Annotated in this window: 17 protein-coding genes and 1 tRNA gene; 11 read left to right on the forward strand and 7 right to left on the reverse strand. The window is 65.3% G+C overall.

Annotated features, from left to right (window positions below; genetic code table 11):
* The first annotated feature begins 10 nt into the window (after positions 1-10).
* The 4 genes from ACVMDN_RS16985 to ACVMDN_RS17000 all read left to right on the forward strand — a co-directional run bounded on the left by ACVMDN_RS16985 (position 11) and on the right by ACVMDN_RS17000 (position 5782).
* On the forward strand, positions 11-1507 hold the full coding sequence (locus tag ACVMDN_RS16985) for a sensor histidine kinase (protein WP_456815248.1): 1497 nt from the start codon (positions 11-13) through the stop codon (positions 1505-1507).
* An 83-nt stretch (positions 1508-1590) separates the two neighbouring features.
* Positions 1591-2748 carry an HlyD family secretion protein gene (locus tag ACVMDN_RS16990; protein WP_253623888.1) on the forward strand — a complete coding sequence of 386 codons (1158 nt, stop codon included), beginning with the start codon at positions 1591-1593 and terminating at the stop codon, positions 2746-2748.
* Complete coding sequence (locus tag ACVMDN_RS16995) at positions 2745-4358, forward strand: DHA2 family efflux MFS transporter permease subunit (RefSeq protein WP_456814408.1); 1614 nt, start codon at positions 2745-2747, stop codon at positions 4356-4358. The genes ACVMDN_RS16990 and ACVMDN_RS16995 overlap by 4 nt, the downstream gene beginning before the upstream one ends.
* An 80-nt stretch (positions 4359-4438) precedes the next feature.
* Complete coding sequence (locus ACVMDN_RS17000) at positions 4439-5782, forward strand: PQQ-dependent sugar dehydrogenase (protein ID WP_456814409.1); 1344 nt, start codon at positions 4439-4441, stop codon at positions 5780-5782.
* Between the two features lie 18 nt (positions 5783-5800).
* Here the strand turns inward: ACVMDN_RS17000 and ACVMDN_RS17005 are convergent, their stop codons facing one another.
* Positions 5801-6058, reverse strand: a complete 258-nt coding sequence (locus tag ACVMDN_RS17005) for a hypothetical protein (protein ID WP_028340659.1) — start codon at positions 6056-6058, stop codon at positions 5801-5803.
* Positions 6059-6259: 201 nt separating this feature from the next.
* On the opposite strand from ACVMDN_RS17005, the gene ACVMDN_RS17010 reads away from it, so the two are divergent.
* Positions 6260-7078: an aminoglycoside phosphotransferase family protein gene (locus ACVMDN_RS17010; protein WP_076828849.1), complete on the forward strand. Its 819-nt coding sequence runs from the start codon at positions 6260-6262 to the stop codon at positions 7076-7078.
* Positions 7079-7090: 12 nt separating this feature from the next.
* Here ACVMDN_RS17010 and ACVMDN_RS17015 read toward each other — a convergent pair whose 3' ends face one another.
* Together ACVMDN_RS17015 and ACVMDN_RS17020 are read right to left on the reverse strand one after the other, a co-directional pair.
* Entirely contained in the window at positions 7091-7258 is a 168-nt protein-coding gene (locus tag ACVMDN_RS17015; protein WP_016847764.1) for a hypothetical protein, read from the reverse strand.
* 86 nt (positions 7259-7344) lie between these two features.
* Positions 7345-7803, reverse strand: coding sequence for a winged helix-turn-helix transcriptional regulator (locus ACVMDN_RS17020; RefSeq protein ID WP_028340657.1), 459 nt, complete (start codon positions 7801-7803; stop codon positions 7345-7347).
* A gap of 150 nt (positions 7804-7953) precedes the next feature.
* On the opposite strand from ACVMDN_RS17020, the gene ACVMDN_RS17025 reads away from it, so the two are divergent.
* Entirely contained in the window at positions 7954-8874 is a 921-nt protein-coding gene (locus ACVMDN_RS17025) for an alpha/beta fold hydrolase (protein ID WP_168856382.1), read from the forward strand.
* Positions 8875-8881: 7 nt separating this feature from the next.
* On the opposite strand, the gene ACVMDN_RS17030 is transcribed toward ACVMDN_RS17025, so the two are convergent.
* On the reverse strand, positions 8882-9436 hold the full coding sequence (locus tag ACVMDN_RS17030) for an SGNH/GDSL hydrolase family protein (RefSeq protein WP_253623885.1): 555 nt from the start codon (positions 9434-9436) through the stop codon (positions 8882-8884).
* A gap of 298 nt (positions 9437-9734) precedes the next feature.
* Positions 9735-9824, reverse strand: a tRNA-Ser gene (locus tag ACVMDN_RS17035).
* Between the two features lie 148 nt (positions 9825-9972).
* On the opposite strand from ACVMDN_RS17035, the gene ACVMDN_RS17040 reads away from it, so the two are divergent.
* Complete coding sequence (locus ACVMDN_RS17040; protein WP_253625995.1) at positions 9973-10455, forward strand: arsenate-mycothiol transferase ArsC; 483 nt, start codon at positions 9973-9975, stop codon at positions 10453-10455.
* Here the strand turns inward: ACVMDN_RS17040 and ACVMDN_RS17045 are convergent.
* The gene (locus ACVMDN_RS17045; RefSeq protein WP_253623884.1) at positions 10409-10843 is read right to left on the reverse strand and encodes an NUDIX domain-containing protein; all 435 of its coding nucleotides are present in this window, start codon (positions 10841-10843) and stop codon (positions 10409-10411) included. The genes ACVMDN_RS17040 and ACVMDN_RS17045 overlap by 47 nt on opposite strands.
* Before the next feature lie 789 nt (positions 10844-11632).
* Here ACVMDN_RS17045 and ACVMDN_RS17050 point away from each other — a divergent pair.
* The gene (locus tag ACVMDN_RS17050; protein ID WP_456814410.1) at positions 11633-12565 is read left to right on the forward strand and encodes a septal ring lytic transglycosylase RlpA family protein; all 933 of its coding nucleotides are present in this window, start codon (positions 11633-11635) and stop codon (positions 12563-12565) included.
* Positions 12566-12598: 33 nt separating this feature from the next.
* Here ACVMDN_RS17050 and ACVMDN_RS17055 read toward each other — a convergent pair whose 3' ends face one another.
* Entirely contained in the window at positions 12599-13534 is a 936-nt protein-coding gene (locus ACVMDN_RS17055) for an alpha/beta fold hydrolase (RefSeq protein WP_310884698.1), read from the reverse strand.
* 162 nt (positions 13535-13696) lie between these two features.
* On the opposite strand from ACVMDN_RS17055, the gene ACVMDN_RS17060 reads away from it, so the two are divergent.
* From ACVMDN_RS17060 to ACVMDN_RS17070, 3 genes are read left to right on the forward strand one after another with little or no spacing between them, the layout of a single operon-like run.
* Positions 13697-14950: a D-alanyl-D-alanine carboxypeptidase family protein gene (locus ACVMDN_RS17060; protein ID WP_253623881.1), complete on the forward strand. Its 1254-nt coding sequence runs from the start codon at positions 13697-13699 to the stop codon at positions 14948-14950.
* Position 14951: 1 nt separating this feature from the next.
* Positions 14952-15638, forward strand: a complete 687-nt coding sequence (gene tmk / locus ACVMDN_RS17065) for a dTMP kinase (protein ID WP_253623880.1) — start codon at positions 14952-14954, stop codon at positions 15636-15638.
* Complete coding sequence (locus ACVMDN_RS17070) at positions 15635-16675, forward strand: DNA polymerase III subunit delta' (protein ID WP_057018662.1); 1041 nt, start codon at positions 15635-15637, stop codon at positions 16673-16675. The genes tmk and ACVMDN_RS17070 overlap by 4 nt, the downstream gene beginning before the upstream one ends.
* The last annotated feature ends 1 nt before the right edge of the window (position 16676 follow it).

A 16676-nucleotide genomic window follows, 5' to 3' on the forward strand; every position in this document is an offset into this window, starting at 1 on the left:
ATCGAACATGATGGACCACGAAAAGGTAAACATCCTTCTGGTCGATGACCAGCCGGCGAAGCTGCTGGCCTATGAGGTCATCCTGAAGGAGCTTGGCGAGACGCTGGTCGCCGCGTCGTCGGGCCGCGAGGCGCTGGAGTTCCTGCTCAAGAACGAAGTCGCGGTCATCCTGGTCGACGTCTGCATGCCAGAGCTCGACGGCTTCGAGCTCGCGGCGATGATCCGCGAACATCCGCGCTTCCAGAAGACCGCGATGATCTTCATCTCGGCAATCCAGGTCAGCGATATCGACCGGCTCCGCGGCTACGAGATGGGCGCGGTCGATTACGTGCCGGTGCCCGTCGTGCCCGAGGTGCTGCGGGCAAAGATCCGCGTGTTCGCCGAGCTCTACCGCAAGACACGACAGCTCGAACGCCTCAACGCGGAGCTCGAGGACCGCGTGCGCGCACGCACCGCCGAGCTCGAGCAGTCGACCACGCGACTGGTCGAAAGCGAGGCGCGCCGCAGCATGGCGATTGCGGCCGGCAAGATGGGCTCGTGGGACTGGGATTGGGTCAACGGCGACTGGATGTGGGACGAGGGGCAATACAAGATCTTCGGCGTCGACCCGAAATCCTTCAAGCTCACCTCCGACAATATACAGGCGCTGTTTCATCCCGACGATGTCGAGCACCTCCGGCAAGCCTGGACCGGCTTCGGCGAGGGCCAGACGTCCTATGAAACCGAATTCCGCGTCATGCGGCCGGACGGTGAAGTGCGCTGGTGCGTCGGCACAGCCGCGGCCACCAGCGACCGCAACGGCAAGGTGGTACGGGTGAGCGGCGTCACCGTCGACATCACCGATCGCAAGAAGGCCGAGGAGCGGCAGAGCCTGCTGACCCGCGAGGTCGACCATCGCGCCAAGAACGCGCTCGCGCTGGCGCAATCGATCGTGCGGCTGACGCGCGCGCAGAACGTGACCGCCTATGTGCGGGCGGTCGAGGGCCGCATCACAGCGCTGGCACGCGTTCACACCGTGCTGTCGCTGTCGAGCTGGCAGGGCGCCGAAATCCGGCGGCTGGTCGCCGAGGAGATCGCGCCGTATTCGGAAGCCGGACAGATCCAGATCGATGGCGAAGAGGTGCAGTTGCAGCCCGCGACCGCGCAGACCTTGGCGCTGGCGCTGCATGAGCTCGTCACCAACTCCGCCAAATACGGTAGCCTGTCGGTGCTGTCGGGCCGGCTTGCGATCACCTGGGAACTGCACGACGAAACGCTGATCCTGGCCTGGGTGGAATCCGGCGGACCTCCCGTGACCAAGCCGAAGCAGAGAGGTTTCGGCACGAGAAGCGTCATCGCCAGCATCGAGACCCAGCTCGGCGGCCGCGCCGACTTCGATTGGCGCACCGAGGGCCTGGTGTGCCGGCTCACGGTTCCGCTCAAGGCGCTGGCCGGAGAGCCCGCGGCCTACCGCGATTTGTCGACGGCCGAGCAGCGCCAGCCCATGGTCAGTTCCAGGGCCGTGTAGCGCCTCCCATCGAACAGGAACCAAGCGCCGGACGCTGCGGTTAACGGGGCTTGATCGCTCCATTCGTGGCTTGAGGTGCTGCCTTGGATGCCCAAACCCGAGAGCGCGGGCCGTCCGGGGAGAAGCCGCGGCAGCCCGAGCGCAACCCCGAGCAAGGATCGCGACCCGACCGCGGATCCGCGCCACAGCAGGAAACCGAGCGCAAGCCATCGATGCGCGACCGGCTGCGCGAGCACTGGCTGCTTGCCACAGTCGGCGCCTGTCTGCTCCTGCTCGCGATCATCGGTGGCGTGAGCTATTGGCTCAACGTGCGTCACTATGAATCGACCGATGACGCGTTCGTGGCCGCACGCAGCTTTGCGGTGGCGGCGAAGGTCGGCGGCTATGTCGTCGAGGTCCCCGTCACCGACAACCAGCACGTCAATGCCGGCGATCTCCTCGCGAGGATCGACGAGCGCGACTACAAGATATCAGTCGATCAGGCCAGCGCACAGGTCGCGGTCGCAGAGGCCAATATCGCCAATGTCGAGGCCCAGATCGACAGCCAGCAGGAGCAGATCAAGGAAGCCAAGGCGCAGCAGCAACAGGCCGAGGCGCAATTGAAGTTCGCGCGGGAGGAGGCGGAGCGCGCCCAGAACCTCGTCGAAAAGGGCGCGGGCACGGTGCAGCGGCAGCAGCAGACCCGCTCGGATCTCGACGCCCAGCAGGCCAATGCCAGCCGCGCCAGAACGGCAGTGACTGCCGCAGAGCTCGGCGTCAAGACGCTCGAGGCTCAGCTCAAGAGCAGCAAGGCATCGCTGGAGCAGGCGCAGGCCCAGCTCGATCAGGCCAAATTGAACCTGCAATATACCCGCATCGTCGCAGCGCAATCCGGACGCGTCGTCAAGCTGAGCGGCGCGGTCGGCACTTATGTGGCGCCGGCCCAGAGCGTCATGATGTTCGTTCCTGACGAGGTCTGGATCACCGCCAACTACAAGGAAACGCAGCTGACGGACATGCGCCCGGGCCAGCCGGTCGAGATCAGGATCGATGCGTATCCGGGGCGCAAGCTCACTGGCCGCGTGGCTTCGGTTCAGCCGGGCTCGGGCACCGCGTTCAGCCTGCTGCCGGCGGAGAACGCGACCGGCAATTTCGTCAAGGTCGTGCAGCGCGTTCCCGTGAAGATCGTGATCGACAATTGGCCGAATGACGTTCCGATCGGGCCGGGCATGTCGGTCGTGCCCTGGACCAGGGTGCGATGAGCGACGTTGCGGCAGGCGGCGGCGCGGCCTGGTCGCCGGAGCGTTCGGCTGCCGGCGGACATAATCCTTATCTGATTGCCTTCGTCGTCTCGATCGCGACCTTCATGGAGGTGCTGGACACCACGATCGCGAACGTGGCCTTGCGCCATATCGCGGGCGGCCTGGCCGTCGGCATCGACGAGAGCACCTATGTGATCACCAGCTATCTGGTCGCCAACGCGATCGTGCTGTCGATCTCGGGCTGGCTCTCGACCGTGATCGGCCGCAAGCGCTTCTACATGATCTGCGTCGGCACCTTCGCGTTCGCGTCCCTGCTGTGCGGGGTTGCCTGGAGCCTGGAGGCGCTGGTTCTGTTCCGGATCATCCAGGGCCTTGGCGGCGGCGGGATGGCGACGAGCGAGCAGGCGATCCTCGCCGACTCCTTTCCGCCGGCCAAGCGTGGCCAGGCGTTCGCGATCTACGGCGTCGCGGTGGTGGTTGCTCCCGTGGTCGGGCCAACGCTCGGCGGCTGGATCACCGATACCTATAGCTGGCACTGGATCTTTCTGATCAACGTGCCGATGGGCTTGCTCTCGCTGTTCCTGGTCGGGACGCTGGTCAAGGAACCGTTCGGCGCCGAGCAGGAGCGCAAGGAGCTCCTCAAGGACGGCCTGCGCGTCGACTACATCGGCTTCGTACTGGTCGCGATCGGGCTCGGTTCGCTCGAATTCGTGCTCGACGAAGGCCAGCGCAAGGACTGGTTCGGGTCCAACATGATCGTCGGCTTCGCGCTGGCCTCGGCGATTTGCCTGATCGCGCTGATCCCCTGGGAGCTGACGCGCAAGGACCCGATCGTCGATCTCCGCCTGCTGGGACGTCGCCAGTTCGGATCGTGCTTCCTGGTGATGCTGTGCACCGGCGCGGTGCTGATCTCGTCGACGCAGCTCCTGCCGCAGCTGTTGCAGACCGAGCTGAACTATACTGCGCTGCTTGCCGGGCTCGCACTGTCGCCCGGCGGCGTCGTCACGCTGATCTTGATGCCGGTGGTCGGCCATCTCGTCAGTCGCGTTCAGCCGAAATATCTGATCGCGATCGGCGGCTGCATCGTCGCATTCTCGATGTGGCATCTGACGGGACTGAACGGCGACATCACCTATGGCTATGCCGCGCTCGCACGCATCTTTCTCTCCGCCGGCCTTCCGTTCCTGTTCTTGCCGGTCACGACAGCGTCATATGACGGCGTGCCGCCGGACAAGACCAACCAGGCCTCGGCGCTGATCAACGTCGCGCGCAATATCGGCGGGTCGATGGGCGTCGCACTCGCCCAGACCGCGCTGGCGCAACGCCAGCAATTCCACCAGAGCCGGCTGGTCGAACATGCCGCGCCGTCCGACATCGGGTATCAGCAGACCATCGACACGATGACGCGCTTCTTTGAGGCACAGGGGTCGAACGCATCGGACGCCGCGTCCCAGGCGGTCGCCTCGGTCGGCCAGACCTTGCAGCGGCAGGTCGACCTGCTCGCCTATATCGACGTGTTCTGGATGCTCTCGATCATCGGCCTCGTGATGATCCCGCTGGCGCTGATCATCAAACCGGTCGATCTGACGGCGCCGCCCCAGGGACATTAATGCAGACGACATTGTGAACGCGGGAGCGGCCGAAACCGCGCTATGAACGGCGTGGCCGAAGGAAATCGCGCGAGGAGCTTATGCCCAGGACGAATCTTGCCGGTGCGGGTCTGTCGGCCGTCTTCCTTGCGGCGATCAGCATCACGCGGTCGGGCGCCGAGCCCGTGCTGAAAGGCGCGGAAGCTTTCGGCGACTGGCAACGCGACAAGCCGGGCACGGTGCGCCTGATCACGCCGCAGGACTTACCCAAGCCCGGGGCAACGGCGTCGAGCAGCAAGTTTCCGCGCGTCATGCCGAGACCTGCATCGGCCACGCCGCAGGTGCCGGCAGGGTTCAAGGTCGAACTGTTTGCGAGCGGGCTCAGCGGTCCGCGGATCATCCGGACCGCGCCCAATGGCGATATCTTCGTGGTGGAAACGGGCTCCGGCCGCATTCGTATCCTGCGCAGCGCCGACGGCGCCACCAGGCCTGCGACCAATGAAGTCTACGCAACCGGCCTGAACCAGCCGTTCGGCATCGCCTTCTTTCCGAGCGGTGACAATCCGCAATGGCTCTATGTCGCCAACACCGACAGCGTCGTGCGCTTTGCCTACCGTAACGGCGATCTCAAGGCGTCGGGAAAACCCGAGACGATCGTCGCCCGGCTGCCGCCCGGCTACGGCCATTCCACGCGTGATATCGTGTTCACGCCGGACGACAAGCGGATGCTGGTGTCGGTCGGCTCCGCCGGCAACGCAGGCGAGGGGCTGGGCCGCCCGCCGAAGGGCATCGAGGCCTGGAGCCGCGACCATGCGCTCGGCGCTGCATGGGGCGACGAGACCGATCGCGCCGCCGTGCTCGCCTTCGATCCTGATGGCAAGAACCAGAAGCTGTTTGCCACGGGGATCCGCAACTGCGTCGGACTTGCGATCCAGCCCGGAAGCGGCACGCCGTGGTGCTCGACCAACGAGCGCGACGGCCGCGGCGACAATCTTGTGCCCGACTATGTGACACGGGTCCGCGAAGGCGCGTTCTACGGCTGGCCCTGGTACTACATCGGCGGCAACGAAGACCCCGCGCATGCCGGCGCGCGGCCCGACCTGAAGGACAAGGTGACGGTCCCTGACGTGCTATTGCAGGCCCACTCGGCGTCGCTTGGCCTGACCTTCTACACCGGCAGCAGTTTTCCGCCGGAATATCGCGGCGATGCGTTTGCCGCCGAACACGGCTCGTGGAATCGGTCGAAGCGCACCGGATACAAGGTCATTCGCATCAGGCTGAAGGACGGCGTGCCGACCGGCGAGTACGAGGATTTCGTCACCGGCTTCGTCATCGGCGACAATGAGGTCTGGGGCCGTCCGGTCGGTGTGACGGTCGCGCGCGACGGCGCACTGCTGGTCTCCGAAGACGGCAACGGCACGATCTGGCGCGTCAGCCGCGACTAGCGCTGCAGGCGGCGCGCGCTAGCCGAGCCCGTCCTTGAGGCCATACTCCTCGTAGATGGTCAGGGGATCGGTGTCGGGAAACAACCGGCACTTGGCCTGCGCAAGATGCAGCGTGACGGCGCCGGCCTCACATCTGGCGGTCAGGATTTTTCGGACATCCTCCATATGCGCGCGCGGCTGATGCTTTGACGGCAATTGTTCGAGCGCCACCAGCGCTGTGGCCAGGGCCTCCGTGACCACCCATTCGTCGTGTCCGGTAATTCCCTTTCGCGGCATCGCCACACCCTCCGTAGCACCGGCTGCGACATTGTAGCGCGAGATGGGTGGGAGCTGTCATCAGCCAACATGGCCAGGGCAGCGGGGAACCGGTTCGCGTGGCCCTGCCACGATGCGCCGCAGGGAACCGGCGTGGCAGCGCGCGGAAGCAATGATTAGAACCACGAGGCTCGCTTCTTCGTCTCGGGTCAGTCCACCCAAATGTTCGCTCCCTATCTCTTGGCCTGGAGTCTTGTCCCCGACGGCGCCCCGATCGTGACGCATGCCGCACGGTTGCTGCCGGTGCGCCGGCATGGGGAGCCGGCCATGCTCAAGCTCTCGCACGAGCCGGACGAGCGCCTCGGTGCCATCGTGATGGAGTGGTGGGACGGCGAAGGTGCGGCGCGGGTTCTTGCCCGTGACGGCGACGCCCTTCTGCTCGAGAGGGCGACGGGATCGGCTTCGCTCAGCGAAATGGCGCGAACCGGCCGGGACGACGAGGCCTGCAGGATTCTCTGCGCAACGGCTGATCGGCTTCACGCCGAGCGAGCGAAGCCGCGGCCGGATCTGACGCCGCTGACGCATTGGTTTCGTGAGTTGTGGCCCGCGGCGAGGGCGCATGGCGGCATTCTGAACCGATCGGCGGAAGTTGCCGAAGCTCTGCTGGGCAGTCAGCGCGAGATCGTGGTCCTGCATGGCGACCTGCACCATGACAACGTGCTCGACTTCGGCGCGCGCGGCTGGCTTGCGATCGATCCGAAGCATCTCGTCGGCGAGCGCGGCTTCGACTTCGCCAACATCTTCACCAATCCGGATCTTGCGGATCCGACACGGCCGGTCGCGACCGAACCCGGACGCTTTGCGCGGCGGCTCGACATCGTCGTTGAAGCCGCGCGGCTCGATCGCCGGCGCCTGCTGTCATGGATCGTAGCCTGGACCGGCTTGTCGGCCGCATGGTTTCTGGGGGATGACGATCCGCTCGCCGAAATCGACCTTACGATTGCACAGCTCGCCGCCGCCGAACTCGACCGGATGGCGTAGGGCGCGCAGCGACTACGCCGCCGCGGCGCTGGCTCCACTCAGCGACACGCTCAAAATCCGCCACTTCGAGATATCGAAGAAATAGGCGGCCTTGATGCGCGCGGAAGCGGGGTCCGGCGCCTGAATCGCGGTGTGGAATTGCCGCGTCCCATCGCTCAGCGAAATCCGGAATGTCTGCATTGGTCGAACCTCCACGCGCGGATGCTGCGGCACGGAGAGTTAACATCCGGTTGCCGTTGACGGCGCGCGCGACACGCTTGCTTCACTCACTCAGGTGAAGCCGGCGGCAGCCGCACCATCGTGTCCTCCGCGCCAACGACGCGTCCATCTTGCGCGCGCAATTCGAGCCGTCGCACCGGCAGCCCGTTCTTGCGGTCGACCAGCAGCACATGCGCCTCATCGGGCTCAAAGAAGAAATCCTCACCCCACTGCCGGAGCGCCACGAGGAGCGGGAAGAGGCCGCGTCCCTTTTCGGTCAGCACATATTCCTGGTAGGGGCTGCCGTCGCTTGCGGGCACCGTCTCCATGATGCCGTGCGCCAGAAGATTGCGGAGCCGCGCCGAGAGGATGTTCTTGGCAAGCCCGAGGCTCTTCTGAAATTCGCCGAAGCGGCGCAGCCCGTCGAACGCATCGCGGACAATCAGCAGCGACCACCAGTCGCCGATCGCATCCAGCGGCCGGGCAACGCCGCACATCGAGTCCCTGTGGCTCACTCGCTTGGCCATCGTGATCCTCAACACTCATTCCCTGGGGGATGATCGGCGCTCAGAGCCGCGGCCGGAAAACCACCCGATCGTGGGTTCGATATATTGGTTGCAAAATAAAACCTCAAGCGATACACGATGGTTGCAAATTAAAACCTCCTGAGGTGCGCCATGATCCAAGCCGACGCCGCGTTCGACGGCACTTTTCCTTTCGCACCGCATTTCAGCGCGGCGCCGGGCTTTCAGATGCATTATGTCGACGAAGGTCCGCGGGACGGCGAGGTGCTGCTTTGCCTGCACGGCGAACCAAGCTGGGGCTATCTGTTCCGCCACCTCGTGCCGAGCCTCAGTGCGACGCACCGGGTGGTCGTTCCGGATCACATGGGTTTTGGCAAGAGCGCGACGCCGGCGCATCGCAGCTATTGGCTTCAGGACCATGTCGACAATCTCGAAGCGCTGGTCCGCGCGCTCGATCTCACCGACATCACGCTGGTCATGCATGATTTCGGCGGCCCGGTCGGCATGGGGCTGGCGGCCCGGCATCCGGGCCGGATTCGCCGCATCGTCTCCGCCAACGGGCCAACGCCGTTCGGGCAGAGCGATCTGTTCGATCGCGTCGCCGCCAACGCGCAGGTCTCGCCGTGGTTTCAATGGATCGCAAAGGCCGAGGCGAGCGGCGACCTTGAGCCGGTTCTCGGACAGCTCGGCTTCAACATTTTGAGCACGCTGAAGCTCAACGGATTCGAGAACAACGCCGTCATCACGGACGCCTGGCTCGCCGCCTACGGCGCGCACTTCGCCCGTCCGGCGGACTGCCTCGGTGCGATCGGCTGGGCCAAGGGCTTTGCGACCGGCGCGCATCAATTCCAGACGCCCGATCCCGCCGCCCACCGCTTGATCCGCAGCAAGCCTGCGCTCGCGATCTGGGGCGAGGCGGACCGCACGCTGCGCGCGGAGCATTTCCTGCCGCTGTTTTCCGCAATCTTCCCGACGGCGCCGGTCAGACGCCTTGCCGGCGTCGGGCATTACTGCTTCGAGGATGCGCCTGGGGAAATCGCCGGCCTGATTGCGGAGTTCATGCGGCAGACGTGACTACGCGTCACATCGTGCATTCCGCCGAGATCGCAGCCTCAAGTGCCGGCACCCAGGCCTTGTAGGCGGCCGCGGTGAAGTGAATGCCGTCGGCCATCTTCGCGCCCGGCGGCAGATGCGGGTCGATAAACCGAACACCACGCGCAACTGCGGCGGCTTCGATCGCCCGGTTGGTCGATTCGTCAGCTGCGACGGCGATGGTCACCAATGGCCGCGTCGAGAGCGACTTGACGGTCTCGATGAGGTTGGCGAAGTCGCGTTGCGCCGTTGGCGATCCGGCGTCGTTGGCGCCGACCGCGAGCACGAGCAAGAATGCGCCCTGGTCCTGCAGCACGCGCCCGGCGAGCTGCTTTGCCTCCGCGATGGTCTGACCGCCAACACCGGCATTGATGACCGGACGTCCGCAGAGCTGCCGGGGCAGCGGAGCCATTTCGGTGATGCTGTCGCCAAGCACGACGATCGGCGCCGGCGCGTCGGCGAGCGCAGCGCGTATCATGAATTCGCGCACCGCGGCATGATCGTGAAAGGCGTGCTGAGACACTTCGCCGAAACGGTTGCGCATCCTCTGCAGCTCCGCAAAGGAAGCGACAAAACCAATCAGAAAAGTAACGGCCAAAACCCAAGGTAGTGCGCGACGCATTGCTCCTCAGAGCTATCATCACGGCTCCAGCCCGAGCAATATTCGGAAACAACCGCACAACGCCGAAGCGATCACTTTCTGCGGATCACGTCCTGCGGGAGGTGGCTGGATACGGCGACGCGCAACCCGTTACCTCCGTTGCGGCCATTTGGTGGTTGGCTATCGCTGCCGCTTTGGTCTCAGCTCTGAGCCCGGCTGGACAGCGCCCAATTGAAAGCGGTGGCGGAAGGGGTGGGATTCGAACCCACGGTACCCTTGCGGGCACGCCGGTTTTCAAGACCGGTGCCTTAAACCACTCGGCCACCCTTCCGGATCAAGGATCAGGCCCTTAGCGTAGGGCGGCGCCGAACGCAACGCGAACTTGGCAGCGAAACCCGGGTGGGCCCGTCATTCGCCGGTCCGTGAACTCAAAGGGCCCACGCTTGCAACGCCGTTGACCGCGAGGGCCCACCTTGGCCATGATGAGGCCCATGAAGCGTGTCCTCTTTCTCTGCACCGGCAACTACTATCGCAGTCGATACGCAGAGGAACTGTTCAATCATCTTGCAAGAGCCGAACAACTGGCGTGGCGCGCATCCTCCAGAGGCGCGGCCGAGCGGGGATCGCCCGACAATGTCGGGCCGATGTCAGTCTTCACCGACGATCGTCTCCGCGCGAGCGGCATCGTTCCGGAAGGCGCAACGCGGTTTCCGCAGCCCTGTTCATTGGCCGACTTCGACGACGCCGACCTCGTGATCGCGCTCAAGGAGGCCGAGCACCGTCCGCTGATCGAGCGCCGGTTCCCGGAGGTCGCCGACAGGGTGACTTACTGGCACGTTGACGATATCGACTTTGCTCATCCGTCAGTCGCGTTGGCCATGATCGACGATCACATCCGCGCACTGGTTTCGGCGCTTAAGTCATCGGTTTGCGCTTCAGAAAGATCTCCAGCGCAAACGTAGCCGGGCGCGCGAGCATGTCGCTGATGCGTTCGAGATCGTCGATGGCGACGATCTCGATGCGGCCTTCGGTCACCGTCAATTGGTCGATGGGCACATCGCGCGCAAGGAACACCTCGCCGCGAAGCGTGCCGTTTGGCGTTGCATGATCGGGACCGGAATAGCGGCCGATCAACTCGAAACGCTCGGGCGGCAGGTAGTAGCCGATCTCCTCGTGGATCTCGCGAACGACGCATTCGAGGAAGGTCTCGGCGCCCTCCCGCCGTCCGCCAAACAGGCTGATCTTTCCGCGATCGGTAACATGCGGGAGGTCGTCGCGCAGTTGCATCAGCAGCCGGCCATCTGTGCTGACGAGAAGGGCGGACGTTCCCTCCCTGACACTGCCGGTCATCCGTACATCCTCTTCGGGAAACGGCGAGGATGCGTCACGAGTGGGGCGGGGAGAAGACAGCGCGTCTGCCGCAACCCGTTTGGCGGGGAATGAGTAGGGGTAACCGATGCCCGTCGAACGGGCGCCGGTAGAATCTCAAAAACGTTCAGCCGAAAGCGAACGCCAGCAGGCTCGAGCACAGCAGCACGAGGCTTGCTGCGGTCAGGGTCAGAAACCCGTCGGAGACCAAATCGTGATTACGCATGATACACCTGCCTTCAATCGATGCTCATCCGAATTGATTAAAGCTTTCCGAACACATTCACTCCTGGAAAGAGGTGACGCGTCTTTCCGCCTTCAACGGACTGTCAGGCCCGGTACCGATAGCCTTCCACGGCGTGCGCCAAGAAGATCGCCGCACTCACCAAGCCCATCACCGCTGTAACCGTCTCGATCATCGCAAACTTCCTTTGCGCCCCACACGGAGGAGAGAACGATTGCAGGCTTGCACAGTCAAAAAGATTCAATTGTTGGAATCCAAGATGCGCCCGGACTGATGATTTGCTGCAACAGTGTGTCTGATCGCGGGACAGGCGAGGGCGTTTGGCAGGGGCGAAGGTCAGTAGAACGACGGAGGCGGCGCAACAGACCATTCACCAAGACGCCACCGCCCGCCGGCTCTCCCCATTTCCGCCGTGTTCCGGTTGCGATATCGTCACGCTCTGGTGCGGAGGTGGGCCGCACAGCGACGGCAAACGACTTCGACGCCTCGGAGTAGGCGCACGTCCGGCAGAATGGTACTTGGGGCAGATGGGGATTAGACGGCCAGATTCGATGATCCGGACGGCGCGCGGCGCCGTTGCGGTGGCGACGTGCCTCGTCCTCGCCAATTGTGCCTCCTCGAACAAGTTCGCCAACCGGGTCGACCCCAAATACGGGGTGTCGTCGAGCCCGCGCATGGTGGCGCTGGGTGATCCCGTGCCGAAAGGCGGCGGCACCTATCGCATCGGCAAGCCGTATGTTGTCGCCGGCCGCACCTATGTGCCGGAGGAGAACGAGAACTACCGCGCCGAGGGCATGGCGTCCTGGTACGGCGACGATTTCCATGGCCGCCTGACCGCCAATGGCGAGGTGTTCGACATGGGCTCGCTCACCGCCGCCCATCCGACGTTGCCGATGCCGAGCTACGCCCGCGTCACCAATCTGAGTAATGGCCGATCGCTCGTCGTCCGGGTCAATGACCGCGGCCCGTACCACGGCAATCGCCTCATAGACGTCTCGAACAAAGCCGCAGAACTGCTTGAATTCAAAGGCAATGGCGTGGCGCGCGTTCGCGTCGAATATGTCGGCCGGGCGCCGCTCGAGGGGTCCGACGACCGCCAGCTGATGGCGACCCTGCGCACCGGTACTCCAGCGCCGTCCCCGTCGATGGTCCGCGTCGCCTCCGCACGGCCGTTCGTGCCGGAGATGTCGTCCTCCTCGGGCCGGGTCCGTGGCGACGTTCCGTTGCCTGAGGGGCGGCCCTACAGCCTCGGCAACACCCAGGCCGACTACGCCTCGGTGAGCGCCACCTCGGAAATGTCGGCCTCGAGCCGGTCACACCGCCGCGCCCTGAACAATCCGCGCGAAGTCTCCTATGAGGGCGACGCGCGCTACGCCGCAAGCCCGAGCCCGGCGGCCGCCTATGTCCCGATCGACGCGCGCGGACCGGCCGAAGTCCTGAGCGGGCGCGGGCTCTACTGAGCCATGCGTTTACAGATCAGGCTGTTGGCCTGATCACTTCAGAAACGCGATCAGCGCCGCGTTGACCTCGTCGGGACGCTCCTGCTGGATCCAGTGGCCGGCGCCCTCGATGATCAGCTTCTGCTTGAGGTTCGGCAGCACGCGCTCCATGTCCGCGACCCGCTTGGCGCCGATCAGCCCGGTGATCACCGAATCATTCGAGCCGGCGATGAACAGCGACGGCTGATGGATCTGCGCGTCCTGCCAGGGCGCGGTCAGCTCCCAGTTGCGGTCGAGATTGCGGTACCAGTTGAGGCCGCCGCGGAAGCCGGAGTGCCGATAGCCTTCGGCGAATTCGGCAATGTCGGCCTCGGTCAGCCAGGCCGGCAATGGCATTCCGGCCGGCAGCTTGCCGAGGAAGCCCTTGGCCTCGTCGACGAACATCGAGCTTGGATCGGAGACGCCACGCCCGAGCACCAGGCGCATGGTGTGGGCGATGTCGCGCTCGAACTCGGCCTCGGCCACGCCGGGCGGCTGGAAGTACTGCCAATAGAAATTGGTGATGCCGCTGTCGCGCAGGGTCTCGAGCGGGCGACCGCGGCCGCGGAACGGCGGCGGCACGCTGAGGCCGGCGACTTTCGTGAAGATGTCGGGACGGAACAGGGCCGCGTGCCAGGCCACCGGCGCGCCCCAGTCATGGCCGACGATCATCGCGCGTGTCTCGCCGAGCGCGGCAACCAGCGCCACCATGTCTCCGACCGTATCGAAGATCGTGTAGGCGCCGACCTCGGCCGGCGCGCCGGTGCGGCCGAAGCCGCGCATGTCAGGCGCGACGACCCGAAAGCCTGCCGCGGCCAGCGCCGCGAGCTGGTGCCGCCATGAATAGGACAGTTCCGGCCAGCCATGGCAGAGCACGACCAGCGGGCCTTGCCCGGCCTCGCGCACGAACATGTCGATGCCGTTGGCGGAGATGGTGCGGGAGGATGACATTCGCGTTTCCGCCTTGTTTGCCGGTTCTGCTGACGTTAGCTGGTTCCAAGGATAGGGACGTTCAACGCAACCGGCAATCCGGCCGGCCGTGCACAAGCGCAGAAACCTCAGTTGTTTGCGATACTTCCAGCTGTTAGAACGCAGTCTCTCAGGACATCGCCGATGGCAGCCCAGACCGCAGTTCCCCGCACGTTGTCAGCTCGCGCCGGGCGTTGCTGGCGCGGCCTGGCCGCAGTCGCGCTGGCGATCGGTTTCGGCGGAATGGTCTATGCCGCCAACAACAGCGTCCAGGGCGCCAAGAAGGAAGAGGGCGGGTTCGACGGCGATGCGCCGACCGCGATCCTGGTGGAGGCCTCAAGCGGCAGCGTGCTGTTCGAGAAGAACGCCGACGAGCTCCGCGCGCCCTCCAGCATGATGAAGCTGATGACGGCCGAGGTGGTGTTCAACGCCATCAAGAAGGGCGACATCAAGCTCACGGACGAGTACCGGATCAGCGAGAACGCCTGGCGGCGGGGCGGGGCGCCGTCCGGCACCTCGACGATGTTCGCGGCAATCAACAGCAAGGTCTCGGTCGACGATCTCCTGCATGGCGCGATCATCCCGAGCGGCAATGATGCCTGCATCGCGCTCGCCGAAGGCATTGCCGGCAACGAGCATAGCTTTGCGACCGAATTCATGACCAAGCGCGCCCGCGAGCTCGGCATGACCAAGTCGACCTTCGGCAATTCCAACGGGCTGCCCGACCCGGCCAACAAGATGACGGTGCGGGAGCTCGCAACGCTGGCGCGCCACATCATCCTGACCTACCCGGACCGGTACAAGCTGTTCGGCGAGAAGGAATTCACCTGGAACAAGATCCGCCAGCAGAACCGCAATCCGCTGCTGAACGCGTTGCCCGGTGCCGACGGCCTGAAGACCGGCTACACCAAGGAAGGCGGCTACGGCATGGTCGGCTCGGCGGTGCAGAACGACACGCGGCTGATCGTCGTGGTCAATGGCCTCGAGGATTCCGAGGACCGCGCGACCGAAGCCAAGAAGATGCTGGAATGGGGGTTCCGCAGCTTCGAGACCCGGACCCTGATCGCGGCCAACCAGCCGGTCGGCTACGCACGGGTGTTCGGCGGCGAGAGCCGCTCGGTCAAGCTCGTCAGCCCCGATCCGATCAAGGTGATGGTGTCGAAGAACGGCAACGACAAGCTGCTCGCGCGCATCATCTATAGCGGCCCGGTCAAGGCGCCGATCACCGCCGGCCAGAAGATCGGGGTGGTGCGGGTGTGGCGCGGCGCCAATGTCGCAATGGAAGCTCCGGTCTTCGCAGCGGACGCGGTCGGCACCGGATCAACGATGCGTCGCGCGCTCGACGGCGCTCAGGAGTTGGTCATCGGCATGTTCCGCGCAGGGGTCGAGAAGCTCTGACATGGCGGAAGCAGCAGTCCAACGGCCGAGCTTGCGCGGTCGCTTCATCACCTTTGAGGGCGGCGAGGGGTCGGGCAAATCGACCCAGATCCGCAAGCTTGCCGAACGGCTCGATGCCGCCAAGCTGCGCGCGATCGTGACCCGCGAGCCCGGCGGCTCGCCGGGGGCGGAGATCATCCGTCACCTCGTGCTGTCGGGGATGGGCAAGCTGCTCGGGCCGGAGGCCGAGACGCTGCTGTTCGCCGCCGCGCGCGACGACCATGTCCGCACCGTGATCCTGCCGGCGCTCAACCAGGGCATCTGGGTGCTGTGCGATCGCTTCTTCGATTCCACGCGTGCCTATCAGGGCCAGCTCGGGCAGGTGTCGCCCGAACTGGTCAACGCCATGCAGCGCGTGACCATCGGTGATCTCAAGCCCGATCTGACCTTCATCCTCGATGTGCCGGTCGAGGTCGGACTGCAACGCGCCGCTGCGCGCCGCGGCGACGCCACCGCCGATCGCTTCGAAGCCGAAGGCATCAAGTTCCATCAGGATTTGCGTGACGCGTACCGCCGGATCGCGGCCGAAGATCCGGAGCGCTGCGTCCTGATCGACGCTACGGCCGATCCGGACACGGTCACGGCCAGGATATGGGCCGCGCTGCGCGAACATCTGCGCGCAACGCTTGTGGCGAACAGCATCGCATGAGCGCGCGCAAGGTCGAACAGGAGAGCGCCGCCCGCCATCCGCGCGAAACGCCGGATTTGTTTGGGCATCGCGAGGCGGAGACCGCGCTGCTCGATGCCTATCGCAGCGGGCGAATTCCGCACGCCTGGCTGATCGGCGGGGCGCAGGGCATCGGCAAGGCGACGCTGGCCTACCGCATGGCGCGGTTCGTGCTGGCGTTTCGCAATCCGAAATCGTCCCAGGTGCAGCAGGCGCCGACGCTGCGGGTCGATCCGGCCGACCCCGTGGCGCGGCAGGTCGCGGCAGGCGCTCATGGCGGGCTCCTTGTGCTCGAGCGCGGCCTCAACGATCGCGGCGTGATGCGCACCGTCATCACGGTCGACGAGACGCGCGAGACCATCTCGTTCTTCGGCTCGACCGCTGCGGTCGACGGCTGGCGCGTCTGCATCGTCGACACCGTCGACGAGCTCAATCCCAACGCCGCGAACGCGCTGCTGAAGATTCTCGAGGAGCCGCCCCAGCAATCGCTGTTCCTCCTGGTCAGCCACGCACCGTCACGGGTGCTGCCGACCATTCTGTCCCGCTGCCGCAAGTTGCTGCTGCGGCCGCTGGAGACGGACGATGTGGTGCGCGCGGCCGCGGCTGCAACCGATATCGAAGCCGACGATCCCGCGCTGGCGGAAGCCGCCGCAGCATCCGAAGGCAGCGTCGGGCGGGCGCTGTCGCTGCTCGGCGGCGATGCGCTGAAACTGCAGCAACGCACGGCCGCGCTGCTCGCGACGCTTCCGAGTGTCGATCCGCGTGAGCTGCATGCGCTGGGCGAAGCGCTCGGCACCAGCGACCGCGTCGCGCTCGCCGCCTTCATCGACGGCATCGATCGCTGGATGAGCGAGCGCATGCGCACGGGCGATGCCAATGCCAATCTGCCGCGCCTTGCACGGCTGGCGGAGGTATGGGAAAAGATCGTCCGCGCCGCGCGCGATACCGAAGCCTACAATCTGGAGCGCAAGCCGCTGGTTTTCTCGGTGTTTTCGATGCTCGCGGATGCGACCCGATAGA

The sequence above is a fragment of the Bradyrhizobium sp. USDA 4510 genome, assembly GCF_054059095.1.